Origin of the sequence: Pseudoalteromonas sp. P80D2 (assembly GCF_036680945.1) — a bacterium.
GTDB classification, from domain to species: domain Bacteria; phylum Pseudomonadota; class Gammaproteobacteria; order Enterobacterales; family Alteromonadaceae; genus Pseudoalteromonas; species Pseudoalteromonas shioyasakiensis.
Map to the genome: position 1 here is coordinate 37,129 of NZ_JAZDAR010000048.1, position 15,450 is coordinate 52,578.

Sequence of the window (15,450 nt, forward strand, 5' to 3'; positions counted from 1 at the left end):
CAAATAAATACAAAAACAATCAGCCCATCTTTGTTCACCGTCACCAAGTACAAGTAGAATCATCATGAATACAAATTTTAGAAAACCATTAGCAGGCACCGGAGTCGATTACTTTGATACTCGCGCTGCTGTTGATGCAATTAAACCAGGCAGCTATGCCACACTTCCTTACACATCGCGAGTACTTGCCGAAAACTTAGTTCGTCGCTGTGAACCTGAAATGCTAAATGATGCATTGTCGCAATTGATTGACCGCAAGCGTGATTTAGATTTTCCATGGTTTCCTGCGCGCGTTGTGTGTCACGACATCTTAGGTCAAACAGCGTTAGTTGATTTAGCTGGCCTGCGTGATGCTATTGCTGCAAAAGGCGGCGATCCTGCAAAAGTGAACCCTGTGGTACCAACACAGTTAATTGTTGACCATTCATTAGCGGTTGAACACGCAGGTTTTGAACCTGACGCATTTGAAAAAAACCGTGCTATCGAAGACCGTCGTAACGATGACCGTTTCCACTTTATCAATTGGACAAAAACAGCATTTAAAAATATAGATGTGATCCCGCCGGGTAACGGCATTATGCATCAGATTAATTTAGAGAAAATGTCACCTGTGATCCAAAAACGTGATGGCGTGGCATTCCCAGATACCTTAGTTGGTACAGATAGCCACACACCTATGGTTGATGCGTTAGGTGTTATTGCTGTCGGTGTAGGTGGTCTTGAAGCTGAAAGCGTGATGCTTGGCCGTGCATCTTACATGCGTTTACCTGACATTGTGGGTGTTGAACTAAAAGGCAAGCCACAACCGGGTATTACTGCAACCGACATTGTATTAGCGATCACCGAATTTTTACGTAATGAAAGAGTTGTGTCGACCTACCTTGAGTTTTATGGCGAAGGTGCTGATGCACTAACCTTAGGCGATAGAGCAACAATTTCTAATATGACGCCAGAGTTTGGCGCAACAGCAGCGATGTTCTACATCGATGACAACACACTTGATTATCTACGTTTAACTGGTCGTGAAGAAGAGCAAGTTAAACTAGTTGAAACATACGCAAAAGAGACTGGCCTTTGGAGTGATAGCCTTAAAACGGCTGAATATGAGCGTGTGTTAACCTTTGATCTATCATCAGTTGGTCGCAATATTGCGGGCCCTTCGAATCCACATCGCCGTGTTGCAACAAAGGACCTTGATAAAGCGGGTATCACTGGCGTTGTTGAGAATGAAGAAGGCTTAATGCCAGATGGCGCCTGTATCATTGCAGCAATCACAAGTTGTACTAATACCAGTAACCCACGCAACGTTATTGCTGCAGGTTTACTTGCGCGTAATGCCAACGCTAAAGGTTTAACTCGTAAGCCATGGGTTAAAACATCACTGGCACCGGGTTCTAAAGCGGTTAAGTCTTACTTAGAAGAAGCAAATTTATTACCTGAGCTTGAACAACTAGGCTTTGGTATTGTTGCCTTTGCGTGCACGACCTGTAACGGCATGAGTGGTGCGCTTGATCCAAAAATTCAGCAAGAAGTGATTGACCGCGACCTATACGCAACGGCTGTACTGTCGGGTAACCGTAACTTCGATGGTCGTATTCATCCTTATGCTAAACAAGCATTCTTAGCTTCACCGCCACTGGTTGTTGCTTATGCTATTGCCGGTACTATTCGTTTTGATATCGAAAAAGATGTATTAGGGCATGATCAACAAGGCAACGAAATTCGCCTTATGGATTTATGGCCATCAGATGAAGAAATTGATGCGGTGATCAAACAAAGTGTTAAACCTGAGCAGTTTAAAAAGGTTTACGAGCCAATGTTTGATTTAAGTGTAGATTACGGTGAAGACAACGACCCGCTTTACCAATGGCGTCCACAAAGTACTTATATTCGCCGTCCTCCTTATTGGGAAGGCGCATTAGCGGGTGAACGCTCTCTGAGTGATATGCGTGCGTTAGCTGTGTTGGGCGACAACATCACTACTGACCACTTATCACCTTCGAATGCGATTTTAGCGTCAAGTGCTGCTGGTGAATACCTGGCTAAAATGGGTCTCCCAGAAGAAGATTTTAACTCGTATGCTACTCACCGAGGTGACCATTTAACAGCACAGCGTGCTACATTCGCTAACCCTAAGTTATTGAATGAAATGGTTAAAGAAAATGGTGAAGTGAAGCAAGGTTCATATGCTCGCATTGAACCAGAAGGCAAAGTGACGCGTATGTGGGAAGCTATCGAAACCTACATGGAGCGCAAACAACCGCTTATCATTGTGGCTGGTGCCGATTATGGCCAAGGCTCATCACGTGACTGGGCTGCAAAAGGTGTTCGCTTAGCTGGTGTTCAAGTGATTGCAGCCGAGGGCTTTGAGCGTATTCACCGCACGAACTTAATTGGTATGGGCGTATTACCGCTTGAGTTTAAAGCAGGCACGACGCGAACTACGCTAGGTATTGATGGTAGTGAGAGTTTTAGTGTCAAAGGTGAGCCAACACCAGGCGCAACATTGACACTAGTGATTACCCGTGCCAATGGTGAAATCGTTGAAGTACCAATGACGTGCCGTTTAGATACCGCTGAAGAAGTGTCAATTTATTCAGCGGGTGGTGTATTGCAACGTTTCGCGCAAGATTTTTTAGAATCTGAGGAGCACTAAGCGATGGCGTTTAAACCACAAATTAAGGTGCCAGCGACCTATATGCGTGGCGGCACCAGTAAAGGGGTGTTCTTTAACTTAACTGACTTACCTGAGCCTGCCCAAGTGGCAGGTGAGGCGCGCGACCACCTGTTATTACGTGTGATTGGCAGCCCCGATCCTTACCAAAAACAAACTGATGGTATGGGCGGTGCAACCTCAAGCACCAGTAAAACGGTGATTTTATCGAAAAGCGCTAAAGCTGATCACGATGTTGATTATCTGTTTGGTCAAGTTGCTATCGATAAAGCGTTTGTAGATTGGAGTGGTAACTGCGGTAATTTAACTTCAGCAGTCGGAGCCTTTGCTGTGTCAAACGGTCTTGTTGATGCCTGCAAAATTCCAGAGAACGGCGTTGTTGAAGTTAAAGTATGGCAAGTCAATATTAGTAAAACCATCATAGTGCACGTGCCAATTACTAACGGTGAAGTGCAAGAAACTGGTGATTTTGAGCTTGATGGCGTGACCTTTCCAGCCGCTGAAGTGAAACTTGAATTTATGGACCCTGCAGATGGCGAAGGGGCCTTATTTCCAACAGGTAACTTAGTCGATGAATTAGAGGTGCCGGGTATTGGTATGTTGTCTGCAACGATGATCAATGCGGGTATTCCTACAGTTTTCATTAACGCCAGTGAAGTTGGCTACGATGGCACAGAGCTTCAAGAAGCCATTAACGGTGATGCATCGGCACTTGAAAAGTTAGAAACGATTCGCGCCTATGGGGCGTTGAAAATGGGGCTAATTTCTCATATTGATGAAGCAAAAGCACGTCAACATACGCCAAAAGTAGCTTGGGTTGCACCAGCTAAAACTTATCATGCATCAAGCGGTAAAATTGTAAATGAAACCGATATTGATTTAGTAGTACGTGCTATGTCGATGGGTAAGTTGCACCATGCCATGATGGGCACGGCTGCGGTTGCAATAGGTACTGCAGCTGCTATTCCTGGCACATTGGTAAACCTTGCTGCAGGTGGTGGTGAGCGTCAGGAAGTAAACTTTGGTCATCCTTCTGGCACTTTAAAAGTCGGCGCTGCTGCAACACTTGTTGATGGCAATTGGCAAGTCACAAAAGCAAGTATGAGCCGAAGTGCACGTGTATTAATGGAAGGCTGGGTTCGAGTTCCTCAATAGTACACAGCTGTGCACAGATATAATTTAAATAAAGCGGCGGTTACGCCGCTTTGTCTAATCCGTAGCACTGTTGCTTCATACCTTCAATAAACTCGTCAAACTCGCCGCTCTGTTGCATGAGTTCTATTTCATCATTTAAGTCTTCTAAAACTTTTTGCCAGTGCGGCGTTGATTTGCTGACAGAAAAATATAGCGGTTTGTATTCAAGCTTGGGCTCTAATGCGACCAGTGATTCTAGTATTTGTCGTTTGCCGCTAATTGATAATTCAGACTTGTAAACGCTTGCTTTTAACACTTCAAGATCTGCCACAATTAGGCTTACGCGGTTGCTAAGTAACAGGTGAATTAGTTGGTACTCATTATTAGCGACGATTGTGTCGATTTCTTTATTATCAATCATGGCATCGAGTTCTTTGGTGTTTTTATATGAGCGAACTACACCAATAGGCAAGTCTTTTACAGAGTTTAAATCCCCATTAAATGGAATTTGAGTTCCTTTTAATGCCACGAATGATAAATCCCCACCTGGAATAGCATGACTCAAGGCGAGTAAATCGTTGCGGGTTTTATCGAGGAAATTATCTGAAATAACATCATCTTCAATGAAATATTCAGGAAAGAGAATATCAGCGCGACCTAATTCAGCTTCTCTTACGGCGCGTGCCCAAGGATAAAAGCTAATGTGCACGCCATAGCCTTTTTCAAGTAAGGAGCTTACAGCAAATTGGTAAAGCCAGCCTTTGTTGCATAAGTTTTCGTCTATATAAGGAGGCCAATCTAAAGTAACGAGCTTTAAAACATGTTTGGCATCTAAGTTATAACCATATCCGCCGTTGAAACGCACCGCTTCTTCAGTGATGATTTCGCCATTTTTTTCAAAGCTAACAGGCGTAAGGCCCGCAAGAGCTTGATATGAGGCGAATAAAAAAAATACGGTTAGTAGTTTCATAAATTGTTTAAGTTTTTGTTATTTATCTAAAGCTTAGCCTTTTGCCGTAAATATACAACCTAGTAACTGTAACAATATCTAACGGATGGAGTACATTTTTCTATCACAGCTTATTTTAATAGGCTTGAGTGACAAAAAGTTTACATTTGTATTATGATATCACTTAATGCTTTTGCAGCTTAAGGATAACAACAATGATAAAACCAAGTATCTATATATCACTTCTAACAAGCTCTATGCTTGCTCACGCACAATTACCGCTTAGCGTTACAAGCCCAGATGGACAAATAACTGTAAAACTCGAAAAACAACAAAATCAGCTTGTTTATAGCGTAAATTATGGCAACCAAGAGTTTTTGCAGCAATCACAGCTTGGTTTAAATACCAACCTGGGTGATTTTTCACAAAGCCTAAAATATAAAAGCCATACAACAGCTTCAGTCAATGAAAGCTATAAGCTGCATAATGCGAAGGTGAGTGAAGTAAACTACACGGCAAATTCACTCAAAGCGCAATTTGAAAACCAAGAGGGCAGAATGCTTGGCGTCGAATTTAACGTGTCTGATAGTGATGTTGCATTTCGTTATCAGATATCGGGTGCTGAAACAGATACCCGTATTAAGGTGTTAGCTGAATACAGTGCTTTTAACCTACCAGATAATGCAACTACATTTATAAGCCCACAAGCCTTACCTGAAACGGGCTGGATGCAAACAAAACCAAGTTACGAAGAGCCTTACACCTTTAACGAAGCTCTTGGAACACCGTCAGCGAACGGCGTGGGCTATACCTTTCCTGCATTATTTAAAAATAGCGATAAAGGCTGGTTATTAATTTCTGAAACCGGTGTTGATAGTCATTATGTTGGCTCTAAACTAAGCGAAGGTACGAAAGACGGTGTTTATCGTATTTCATTTCCTCAGGCTGGAGAAAACAATGGCATTGGTGCAACTTATGCGGCTATGGCAATGCCTGCAACCACACCTTGGCGCACCATTACGTTAGGAGCAAGTTTAAAGCCAATTGTTGAATCAACCGTGGCGTTTGATTTAGTTAAACCCCTTTATCAAGCAAGCCAAGATTATAAAATGGGTCGTTCAACATGGAGCTGGATTGTTTGGCAAGACCCAAGTATCAACTACGATGATCAAATCAAATTTATCGATTTAGCTGCGTCATTAAACTTTGAATATGTATTAATCGACAATTGGTGGGATAAAAACATTGGCCGCGAGAGAATGGCTGAATTGGTTAAGTACGCTAATGGTAAGGGCGTTGATGTTATTTTGTGGTACAACTCAAATGGCTGGTGGAATGACGCACCTCAAACCCCACAAAATAGAATGAACAGTGCACCTGCACGTCGAAATGAAATGGCGTGGTTGCAAAGCATTGGTGTTAAAGGGCTTAAAGTAGATTTTTTTGGTGGTGACAAACAAGAGACCATTAAACTCTATGAAGATATTCTCACTGATGCAAATCAGTATGGTTTAGTGATCACCTTTCATGGCAGCACTATCCCGCGTGGCTGGGAAAGAATGTATCCTAACTTCGTCACATCTGAAGCGGTTCTAGCATCGGAAAACCTTGTTTTTCATCAAAATTCGTTAGATTTACATGCCTATAACGCGACTATTTTACCGTTCACTCGTAATGCTATTGGCGCTATGGATTTTGCCCCAGTGTTTTTAAACAAACGCTTATCTCAAGATCAAACCGTCGGCACTATTCGCAAAACCACAGATACATTTGAACTGGCAACAGGTGTGCTTTATCAATCACCAGTACAGCATTTTGGCCTGACGCCAAATAACCTTGAAGAACAGCCTCAATTTGTTATTGATACTTTAAAGATGATGCCAACGGTATGGGATGAAACACGCTATATTGCAGGTCAGCCGGGTCAAGATGTAACGATCGCAAGGCGTCATCAGCAAACATGGTGGGTAGCAGCCGTGAATGGTGAAAATAAAGCCAAAACATTCGATATCGATTTACCTATGTTAGCGGGCAATAAAGTCACCCTGATGTTTGACAAAAAAGATGGCAGTGCTGGTACTAAGCAAGTCACAGTAAGTAACAGTGGCAAGTTAACCTTAAACTTATTAGCTCAAGGTGGCGCACTGATTATTGGTCGCTAACTGTGAGTTAATAGGCGATAAAAAAAAACAAGTAGAGAAAAGCGAGCAGGTTGCTCGCTTTTTTTTGGCTTTAGTTGCCTTACTAATTTGGGCGTGCTAGATTTCGTTGGGTGTGGTGATGTACTACACCGCTTTGAGGACGACCTTAAAGTTGTTATTTAAATTCGGGGACGACCCCATAAAGAGGTCGACCATGAATTGGATCCTACTTATTGCTGCTGGCTTACTTGAAGTCGCTTGGGCTTATGGCCTAAAACAATCAAACGGTTTTACTAAACCACTCATTTCATTCTTTACCATCTTAACCATGGCTGCGAGCTTCTATTGCTTAAGCGTGGCGCTTAAATCATTACCACTCAGTTTGGCTTATGCAGTTTGGGTAGGTATCGGCGTAATTGGCTCTGCAATTATTGGCATGACGTTATTATCTGAAGGCGTAAGTCTATTAAAAATTGCCAGCTTACTGCTGATTGCTCTTGGCATTATTGGTTTGAAACTCGCCAATTAGTGTTTGAATAAAAATCCGATAGGCTGTTGCTCTATCGGATTTTGGGTCTAGATCAAATGCAATTTGGGATTTATTAATTAGTGTAATTTTTTATAATCAACGACGACTTGCTGTTGTACGCCAAGGCCTTCAATGCCAAGGGTAACTGTGTCGCCGTCTTTTAAGTAAACCGGTGGCGTTTGCCCTAAACCTACTCCCGGTGGCGTTCCGGTAGAGATAACATCACCCGGTTGTAGGCTCATAAATTGGCTGAGATAACTAACTATAAACGCTGGATCAAACACCATAGTTTTTGTGTTGCCGTTTTGGTATTGGGTATCGTTCACCTTTAACCACATATCTAAATTAAGTGGATCCGGAATTTCATCTTTGGTGACTAACCATGGGCCAAGTGGTCCAAATGTGTCACAGCCTTTGCCTTTATCCCATTGTGAACCGCGTTCTAATTGAAAATTTCGTTCAGACACATCGTTACATACACAATAACCGGCAATGTAATCATAAGCGTTTTCAACATCGACATACGAGGCGTGTTTACCAATGACAATGGCAAGTTCAACTTCCCAGTCTAGCTTTTCGCTATTTTTGGGCTTGATTATATTGTCGTTAGGGCCGCTAATAGCGCTGGTGGCCTTGCTAAATACTTCAGGCTCATTGGGAATGGCCATGCCAGATTCTGCGGCGTGATCAGCATAGTTTAAGCCAATGCAAATAAACTTACCTACATCAGCAATACATGAACCGATACGCACAGGCTCTTCAATAAGCGGCAAGGTGTTTAAGTCAATTTGACTAATAAAATTGAGTGTTACTGGTGATAAAGCTTGGCCATTGATGTCTTTGAGCACGTTACTTAAGCAACGTAGCTTACCATCGTTGTCAATGATGCCGGGTTTTTCTTGGCCAAAAGGGCCGTATCTTAGTAGTTTCATGATGATTCTCTTTACTTCTATTAGTTATTCAAGGTGACGAAACCGCCATCAATAGGAAAATTGCTGCCAGTAATGAAAGCTGCATCATCTGAGCAGAGGTAATCGACTAGTCCTGCAATTTCTTCAGGTTTACCCATGCGGCCTATTGGCTGACTTTTAGAGAGCTTTTCAAACATTTCAGCCTGATTGTCTGGGTAACTTTGAGCTAAAAAATTATCAACAAATGGAGTATGCACTCGACCAGGCGCAATGCAGTTACAGCGGATGCCATCATTTATATAGTCTTTTGCAACGGAATAGGTCATGGTCAATACCGCGCCTTTCGTCATTGAATATGCAAACCTATGAGCAATACCGACCGAAGATGCAACAGAAGCAAGATTAATGATGACGCCGCTTTTTCGAGATTTCATGATCTCGATAGCTGCATGAATACAGTTATAAACGCCCTTAACATTAATGTTATAGAGTCTGTCCAAATCAGCTTCTGTGGTGTTTTCGATATTGCCGATATGGGCAATACCGGCGTTGTTAACCAAAATATCAATGGGGTAGTGCTTGGTAATCGTATTAAATAACTCGTGAACTTGTTGATGGTTTGCAACATCGACGGCGTACGCATCGGCACTGCCACTGTCGCGAACAATTTCATCTTTCACTAAGTTTGCAGCGTCAAGGTTTAAATCAACAACGATGATATGCATGTCACGTTTTGCCAAACGCAAACAGATGCTGCGCCCGATGCCACTTCCACCACCGGTTACTAGGGCAATTTTTTTTGTGTTTTGCTGGCTCATAAAAAGTCCTTAACTGGGGGAATTAAAATAATTGGTAAAGTCTCTTGGCATTATCGGACCAAATCTTTCGCTGCTCAGAGACTGGTAGAACACTTATCAGCTCATCGCTGATGTAATGCCAGTCGGTATAACAGCCATTCATGTTAACCACTGGCCAGTCGCTGCCCCATAAAATACGGTTGGCTCCAAATAACTGATAAATGAGTTCGAAGTAGGGGCGATATGTATCGATATCGACACAACCTGCTTTAGCTTGTGACATAAGCCCAGAAAACTTAATTGCAACATTTTTTAAGCATGCAAGTTGATAGATCATGTCTTCCCAATGTTCAGATTTTGGCTTTGTTAAATCTGGTTTAGCCAGATGATTAATAACGATGTTTAGATGAGGATGCTGCTTAGCAATAGTGATGATATGCGGCAAATGGCATTCATGAACTAAGGCATCAAAGCAGAGGTTATGCGCCGCTAAAAATTGGAAAATTGGTGTAAATTTAGGGTTTAAGATCCAATCAATTTGCTCTATGTCTTGCAGCATAGGGCGTACACCTTTGAAGTAAGGATCTGAAGCAAATAAGGTTAACTGTTTAAGGACGTTGGCATTGGTAAAGTCGACCCAACCAACTACACCAGCAATGAAACTATGGGACCTAGCAAGTTTTAATAGGAAGCGCGTTTCATCATGTGAATCGGCTGCTTGCACCACAATAGTGTTAGCAATGTCATTAATAGCAAGGGTCGTAGTGAGCCTTTCTGGTAAATAATCTTGATAAAGCACAGTTAAATCTTCACTTAACCAGCGATAGTCGCCACGGCTCAATTGCCAAAAATGTTGATGGCTATCTATTTTCTTAATCGGGTTGAGTGTGCTGATTGTGTTCATGATGCGTCTCCGCTTTCTGGAGTCGGTGCATGCTGTGCAATGAGACCCGCTGTTTTTAAATCTTGCCAAAACTGGTTCGGGATCACCTGATTAAATAATTCGACGGTTTTGTGCACCCGTTTTTCGTTACCAAGCCCAGGTATAACCGAGGCAACAGCGGGATGCGCGAGTGGAAACTGTAAAGCTGCAGCTACTAATGTGACATTATGATCAACACAAACAGCTTCAATTTTGGCGACTTTGTCGATGATTTCTTGTGGGGCTGGTTGATAGTTGTAGTATGGGTTTCGAAAATTGCTAACGCCCGTTGCTAATATTCCCGAGTTATAGGGCCCACCTAAGATAATAGACGCACCATGCTCTATACATGCAGGTAAAAAATCATCGAGAGGTTGCTGCTCTAATAGTGAGTAACGACCGGCTAATAAAAAGCAATCGAACTGACCAATTGCCATTGCACGTTGGCATATTTCAACTTCGTTAACCCCTAAACCGATAGCTTTAATTTGCCCACTTGCTTTGAGCTCTTCTAACGCGCGGTAGCCGCCTTGCTCAAATTGCATAAAATAAAAGGCATCTCGCTCGCCATGTGTATCAACCCCTAAGTCATGGACGAGTAAAATATCAATTTCAGCTAAGCCTAAGCGTTGCTGGCTATCTTCAAAAGAGCGCATAATGCCATCGTAGCTATAGTCATATTGAGCATCAAAAGGCATGGGGGTAGCAAAACCATGACGGAGCTGCGTTACATCAGCATGGGGATCTGGTTTGATCAATCTGCCAACCTTAGTTGATAGAATATAGTCTTTTTTACCAAGGCCGCGCAGGGCATCACCAACACGACGTTCACTTAACCCAGCGCCATAGCGAGGGGCGGTATCGAATAATGAAATGCCCACATCAATTGCTGCAGTTAAGGTGTTTTTAGCTTCTTCATCGCTCACTGCTTGATATAGGTTACCCATAGAGGCCGCGCCAAAACCGAGGGTTGAAACCTCAATGCCGGTTTTTCCAAGCGGACGCGTTTTAAATGTGTTTTTCATAACCTACCTCTTAAGGTTTCCTTACTTCACCAAAAAATCGGGCAGTTCAGATACAGTGGCACAGCCTAGCTGATTCATGATCTGAGTAATTTGCATCATCAAGGCATTGATGGTGTGAATGCCGCCTCTATCGCCAAGGGCACCCACGCCATACACAAAGGGCCTGCCTAAAAATGTAAAGTCAGCGCCGCTTGCAAGTGCACTCACAATATTTGTTCCGCTACGAAGCCCACTATCCATAAAAATTTTGATGTCGTTTGAATACTTGGCAGCGACTGTTTGCAGTGGTTTGACGGGAGATTCACCGGCATCTAGCTGACGCGCTCCATGATTTGACATAACAACCCCATCTGCGCCGAGCGCAATGGCCGCTTGTACATCAGACTCATTAATCAACCCTTTAATGATCAAAGGCCCTTGCCATAAATCGCGAATCGGTTTTAAACCTTCCAGATCAACGCGGCCCATGACGGTTTTATTCATAAAAGCTGCAAGCTCATCGGTAGGCATATTTTTTGGCATATACGGCTTGAGGGTTTCCATTTCTGGTTTACCAGCAAGCGCTGTTTCATAAAGCCAACGGGGTCTTGATAGCATTTGCAGAATATTAGACAGCGTCATCTTCGGTGGCATAGCAAGGCCATTTCGAATATCACGTGGTCTGTAGCCAAAAGTAGGCACATCAACGGTGACCACTAGCACAGGGTAGTGGGCTGCTTTGATGCGATTGAGTAAATCAAGCCTAATCTTTTCATCGGTCGGGTTATAAAGCTGAAACCACGCATGGCCTTCTGATACTTCTGCGATGCGCTCAAGGCTAGATGATGAAACCGTGCTTAATACATAAGGAATGTTTTTTTCAGCGGCGGCTTTAGCAAGAATCTCAGGGGCTTTTGGCCACATTAATCCTTGTAAACCAACAGGCGCGATACCAAATGGGGCAGCGTAAGTATGACCAAATAACTCGACAGTTTGGCTGCTACCTGTAAATGGCTTTAATAGCTCACTGCGTAATTGCACACTATTGATGTCATCTCTGTTTCGTTTTACACCATGCTCTTGCATACAACCGCCTTCAAGGTAATCGAAGGCAAAGCGAGGAATACGTTTCTTGGCTTTTTTCTTAAGGTCGGCAACATCTGGGTAAAGGTGGTTAAAGTAATTGCTCATGATGAATTCCTCAGCTTTATTTCAAGCACGCAGGCCCAATGCTATCGAAGGTTTTATACGTTAATAAAAACTCTTGATGTCCCATTTGCTCAGATTTGGTTTGTTCACCATTGCCAACTCGAACAATCAACTCAAAAATTTCATCTCCCACTTGCTTAACGGTTTTACTGCCTTCAATAACAGCGCCGGCATTTATATCCATATCATCACTGAGATTTGCATAGGTTTCTGGGTTAGCGCAGATTTTAATAACCGGTGAAATGGCAGAACCAACAACAGAGCCGCGGCCTGTGGTAAATAAGGTGATATGAGCTCCTGAGGCTATCATTTCGACAATCTCTTGGTTGTCTGAAATATTTGGAAAACCAAACATAGGTTCGCCATCGGGCACCACATCCATTAAGAACAAGCCTTTTTTATTTGGCTTTTCTCCTGGTTTGATAATGCCGTTTATTTGCGATGCGCCAGACTTGGCATAGGCGCCCATTGATTTTTCTTCTTGAGTTGTTAAACCGCCTTCCGCATTGCCTGGGGCAAAACTGCCATAGCCCATTTTGGTGTAGTAATTTTCTGCTTTGACAACACAATCAATAAGTTGCTTGGCGAGTTCTGGGCTTTCGGCTCGATGAGCCATGATTTGCTCACAACCGACAAGTTCACCGGTTTCTTCAAAAATGCAGGTAGCATCCGCGCTAATTAATCGGTCAAAACATTTTCCAACTGCCGGATTTGCGCTTATGCCACTGGTGCCATCAGAGCCACCACAAATAGTGCCAATGACAAGCTCATCGAGATGCATGTACTCAATTGGGCATTGAGCAAGCTGCTCAAGCATGATTTGGCTTTGCATAATGCCTTTGGCAATAGTGTTTTTTGTGCCGCCATTTTGTTGGATCACTAGGGTATTTACTGGACGACCAGACTCAGCAATCGCATCGCTCAAATACTCACGGTTAAAACCTTCACAGCCTAGTGACACTAATAAAACACCGCCCACATTAGGGTGAGTGCAAATGCTTTTCATCATTGCAAGCGCATAGTTGTTTGGATAGCAGCCCGGGAAACCGATTAGTTGCACATCAGGGTGATCCATCTTATTAACGATAGAACGTGCAACATGGTGCGCACACTCAACCAAGTAAACCACAACTAGGGTATTTCGAATGCCTTTTGAGCCATCGTTTCTTAAATAGCCGCGCATATTATTCTCCCGTTACTGTATGGCGAGTGTGGCTAGCAATGTAGTCACTTTTCATATTGTGTAGATGAACATGTTGGCCAGTTTTTATAGCTTCAGTCGCAGAGCCTATTGAAGCCCCATACTTTAAAATTTGCTCACCGGCAGCAATATCTTGGCAGGCAATTTTGTGTCCGATAGTGACACTTGAATCGAGTGTTATTACCTGATTTGTAATGTTAATTTGCTCGCCTTTTTGCGCCGAACGGCAGCAAACAATGACATTATCGTGTGGGTGTAACTGTACAAATTTATTCTCAGCCATAGCCATCTCACGTTGTTAATCTGCAACGATTTGAAAAATGAATTTCTTTGTAAAATATGTTTGGGCTTGAAGTGAGTCAACGCGTTTAGCACGTATTTTAAACAGGTTTTTGTATATGAAATTTTGGCTGTAGCGATGTTTTATGTTTAATCATTTGTACAAAAATCACTCTGGCTGATGGTGATTTTCTACATCAAATATGTGCGACTCTATAAACTGGTTTGACATTGTTTAAATCGATTTTACATGGCATAGCGAGTAATCAGTGAGCCTTGTATTAAAACAACAGGCTTGATTATGAACACACATAAAAGAACACACACGAAACGTAACAAGGACCGCGTCGTATCAAATGACATGCTGATCCCTTTTATTTTGGTTGCGGCACTATTTCCGCTTTGGGGTTTTGCAAACGATATAACCAACCCTTTAGTTAAAGCATTTAAAGATATTTTCTTGATCTCAAACACACAAAGCAGCTTGGTGCAATTTGCGTTTTATTTAGGCTATGGCGTAATGGCAATCCCTGCTGCTTTGTTTATTCGGCGCTTTAGTTATAAATACGGCATCGTTTTAGGGCTTGGTCTTTATGCTGTTGGGGCTTTATTGTTTATTCCAGCAAGTGTGTATGGCGAGTTTAACTATTTTCTTGCGGCATTATGTATCTTGACCTGTGGTTTAGCGCTGTTAGAGACAACGGCAAACCCATATATTTTATCAATGGGCAGCCCACAAACTGCAACCAAACGACTTAATTTAGCGCAAGCATTTAACCCAGTAGGCTCTTTACTTGGCATGTTTGTGGCCTCAAACCTGATTTTAAATAATCTTCATGTTGCAAAGTTTCGAGCAGAAGAAAAAGCAGCACATCCCGAGTATGCGCAAATGCTACCTTCGATTGTCAATGGTAAATTAACCGATGCACTACAGCAGTTTGCAGTAACCAATCCTGTACATCACCAACTCATGCAAAGCGCTGATTTAGCGACTATTCGCACCCCGTATGTGGCAATTGCATTGGTTGTGATCTGTTTATTGTTTGTTTATTTGTTTTATCGGTTGCCTAATACACAGCTCATGGCATCAGATAAACGCAATCAAGCATTAAAGCCTTTATTTATAAGGCTTATAAACAACAAACCCTATCGTGAAGGGGTAGTAGCACAGGTGTTTTATGTAGGTGCTCAAATTATGTGTTGGACCTTCATTATTCACTATGGCATGGCTGAGGTAGGGCTAAGTGCAGCTGAGGCACAGCATTTTAATATTATTGCTATGTGCTTTTTTCTTGCGAGCCGATTTTTATGCACCTACCTACTAAATTGGTTTAAAGCGGGGCTGTTATTAATGTGGTTTGCAATAGCCGCTGCGAGCTTGATGTGTTTGGTGGTTTTTATCGGCGGTGAAGTAGGGCTGTATTCTTTGGTCGCCACCTCTGCCTGTATGTCTTTAATGTTTCCAACTATTTATGGCATTGCGCAAAATGGCTTAAAAGCGGATGCAAGTATTGCATCCGCGGGGCTGGTAATGGCAATCGTTGGCGGGGCATTAATGCCCCCATTACAGGGGATGATTATTGATGCGAACCCCATTGCTTTTTTAAGTGCTGAACAAACGTCATTTATATTACCTATGCTGTGTTTTGTTGCAATTACGATTTTTGCGTATCGCGTTGTATTTATTCATAAACAATAAA

The 15,450-nt window shown here is 42.7% G+C and carries 13 protein-coding genes; 5 read left to right on the forward strand and 8 right to left on the reverse strand.

Going from position 1 to position 15,450, the window contains the following annotated elements:
* The first annotated feature begins 64 nt into the window (after positions 1–64).
* Both acnD and prpF read left to right on the forward strand, forming a co-directional pair.
* Positions 65–2,656: a Fe/S-dependent 2-methylisocitrate dehydratase AcnD gene (gene acnD / locus VRK28_RS14455; RefSeq protein ID WP_332394068.1), complete on the forward strand. Its 2,592-nt coding sequence runs from the start codon at positions 65–67 to the stop codon at positions 2,654–2,656.
* Between the two features lie 3 nt (positions 2,657–2,659).
* The gene (gene prpF, locus VRK28_RS14460) at positions 2,660–3,829 is read left to right on the forward strand and encodes a 2-methylaconitate cis-trans isomerase PrpF (protein ID WP_332394069.1); all 1,170 of its coding nucleotides are present in this window, start codon (positions 2,660–2,662) and stop codon (positions 3,827–3,829) included.
* 40 nt (positions 3,830–3,869) lie between these two features.
* Here prpF and VRK28_RS14465 read toward each other — a convergent pair whose 3' ends face one another.
* On the reverse strand, positions 3,870–4,778 hold the full coding sequence (locus VRK28_RS14465) for a substrate-binding periplasmic protein (RefSeq protein WP_332394070.1): 909 nt from the start codon (positions 4,776–4,778) through the stop codon (positions 3,870–3,872).
* Positions 4,779–4,972: 194 nt separating this feature from the next.
* On the opposite strand from VRK28_RS14465, the gene VRK28_RS14470 reads away from it, so the two are divergent.
* Both VRK28_RS14470 and VRK28_RS14475 read left to right on the forward strand, forming a co-directional pair.
* Positions 4,973–6,919: a glycoside hydrolase family 97 protein gene (locus tag VRK28_RS14470; protein WP_332394071.1), complete on the forward strand. Its 1,947-nt coding sequence runs from the start codon at positions 4,973–4,975 to the stop codon at positions 6,917–6,919.
* Positions 6,920–7,112: 193 nt separating this feature from the next.
* Positions 7,113–7,427, forward strand: a complete 315-nt coding sequence (locus tag VRK28_RS14475; RefSeq protein WP_062565271.1) for a DMT family transporter — start codon at positions 7,113–7,115, stop codon at positions 7,425–7,427.
* A gap of 77 nt (positions 7,428–7,504) precedes the next feature.
* Here VRK28_RS14475 and VRK28_RS14480 read toward each other — a convergent pair whose 3' ends face one another.
* Genes VRK28_RS14480 through VRK28_RS14510 form a run of 7 tightly spaced genes read right to left on the reverse strand, consistent with a single transcriptional unit; the run spans position 7,505 to position 13,754 of the window.
* The gene (locus tag VRK28_RS14480) at positions 7,505–8,359 is read right to left on the reverse strand and encodes a fumarylacetoacetate hydrolase family protein (RefSeq protein ID WP_332394072.1); all 855 of its coding nucleotides are present in this window, start codon (positions 8,357–8,359) and stop codon (positions 7,505–7,507) included.
* A gap of 20 nt (positions 8,360–8,379) precedes the next feature.
* Positions 8,380–9,156 carry an SDR family NAD(P)-dependent oxidoreductase gene (locus tag VRK28_RS14485; protein WP_332394073.1) on the reverse strand — a complete coding sequence of 259 codons (777 nt, stop codon included), beginning with the start codon at positions 9,154–9,156 and terminating at the stop codon, positions 8,380–8,382.
* A gap of 22 nt (positions 9,157–9,178) precedes the next feature.
* On the reverse strand, positions 9,179–10,039 hold the full coding sequence (locus VRK28_RS14490; protein ID WP_332394074.1) for an amidohydrolase family protein: 861 nt from the start codon (positions 10,037–10,039) through the stop codon (positions 9,179–9,181).
* A complete protein-coding gene (locus VRK28_RS14495) occupies positions 10,036–11,082 on the reverse strand; it encodes an aldo/keto reductase (protein WP_130166408.1) in 1,047 nt (348 codons plus the stop codon). Before VRK28_RS14495 ends, VRK28_RS14490 begins: the two co-directional genes overlap by 4 nt.
* 21 nt (positions 11,083–11,103) lie before the next feature.
* Positions 11,104–12,252: an alpha-hydroxy acid oxidase gene (locus VRK28_RS14500; RefSeq protein WP_130166407.1), complete on the reverse strand. Its 1,149-nt coding sequence runs from the start codon at positions 12,250–12,252 to the stop codon at positions 11,104–11,106.
* Positions 12,253–12,268: 16 nt separating this feature from the next.
* Positions 12,269–13,453, reverse strand: a complete 1,185-nt coding sequence (locus VRK28_RS14505; RefSeq protein ID WP_063529124.1) for a UxaA family hydrolase — start codon at positions 13,451–13,453, stop codon at positions 12,269–12,271.
* Position 13,454: 1 nt separating this feature from the next.
* A complete protein-coding gene (locus VRK28_RS14510; RefSeq protein ID WP_130166406.1) occupies positions 13,455–13,754 on the reverse strand; it encodes a UxaA family hydrolase in 300 nt (99 codons plus the stop codon).
* Positions 13,755–14,051: 297 nt separating this feature from the next.
* Here VRK28_RS14510 and fucP point away from each other — a divergent pair, with 297 nt between their 5' ends.
* The gene (gene fucP / locus VRK28_RS14515; protein WP_442961235.1) at positions 14,052–15,449 is read left to right on the forward strand and encodes an L-fucose:H+ symporter permease; all 1,398 of its coding nucleotides are present in this window, start codon (positions 14,052–14,054) and stop codon (positions 15,447–15,449) included.
* The last annotated feature ends 1 nt before the right edge of the window (position 15,450 follow it).

What these genes read in the sequence shown, in the direction of transcription:
- acnD (WP_332394068.1), top strand. Translation starts at nt 65, where the DNA reads ATGAATACAAATTTTAGAAAACCATTAGCAGGCACCGGAGTCGATTAC.
- prpF (WP_332394069.1), top strand. Translation starts at nt 2,660, where the DNA reads ATGGCGTTTAAACCACAAATTAAGGTGCCAGCGACCTATATGCGTGGC.
- VRK28_RS14465 (WP_332394070.1), bottom strand. Translation starts at nt 4,778, where the DNA reads ATGAAACTACTAACCGTATTTTTTTTATTCGCCTCATATCAAGCTCTT.
- VRK28_RS14470 (WP_332394071.1), top strand. Translation starts at nt 4,973, where the DNA reads ATGATAAAACCAAGTATCTATATATCACTTCTAACAAGCTCTATGCTT.
- VRK28_RS14475 (WP_062565271.1), top strand. Translation starts at nt 7,113, where the DNA reads ATGAATTGGATCCTACTTATTGCTGCTGGCTTACTTGAAGTCGCTTGG.
- VRK28_RS14480 (WP_332394072.1), bottom strand. Translation starts at nt 8,359, where the DNA reads ATGAAACTACTAAGATACGGCCCTTTTGGCCAAGAAAAACCCGGCATC.
- VRK28_RS14485 (WP_332394073.1), bottom strand. Translation starts at nt 9,156, where the DNA reads ATGAGCCAGCAAAACACAAAAAAAATTGCCCTAGTAACCGGTGGTGGA.
- VRK28_RS14490 (WP_332394074.1), bottom strand. Translation starts at nt 10,039, where the DNA reads ATGAACACAATCAGCACACTCAACCCGATTAAGAAAATAGATAGCCAT.
- VRK28_RS14495 (WP_130166408.1), bottom strand. Translation starts at nt 11,082, where the DNA reads ATGAAAAACACATTTAAAACGCGTCCGCTTGGAAAAACCGGCATTGAG.
- VRK28_RS14500 (WP_130166407.1), bottom strand. Translation starts at nt 12,252, where the DNA reads ATGAGCAATTACTTTAACCACCTTTACCCAGATGTTGCCGACCTTAAG.
- VRK28_RS14505 (WP_063529124.1), bottom strand. Translation starts at nt 13,453, where the DNA reads ATGCGCGGCTATTTAAGAAACGATGGCTCAAAAGGCATTCGAAATACC.
- VRK28_RS14510 (WP_130166406.1), bottom strand. Translation starts at nt 13,754, where the DNA reads ATGGCTGAGAATAAATTTGTACAGTTACACCCACACGATAATGTCATT.
- fucP (WP_442961235.1), top strand. Translation starts at nt 14,052, where the DNA reads ATGAACACACATAAAAGAACACACACGAAACGTAACAAGGACCGCGTC.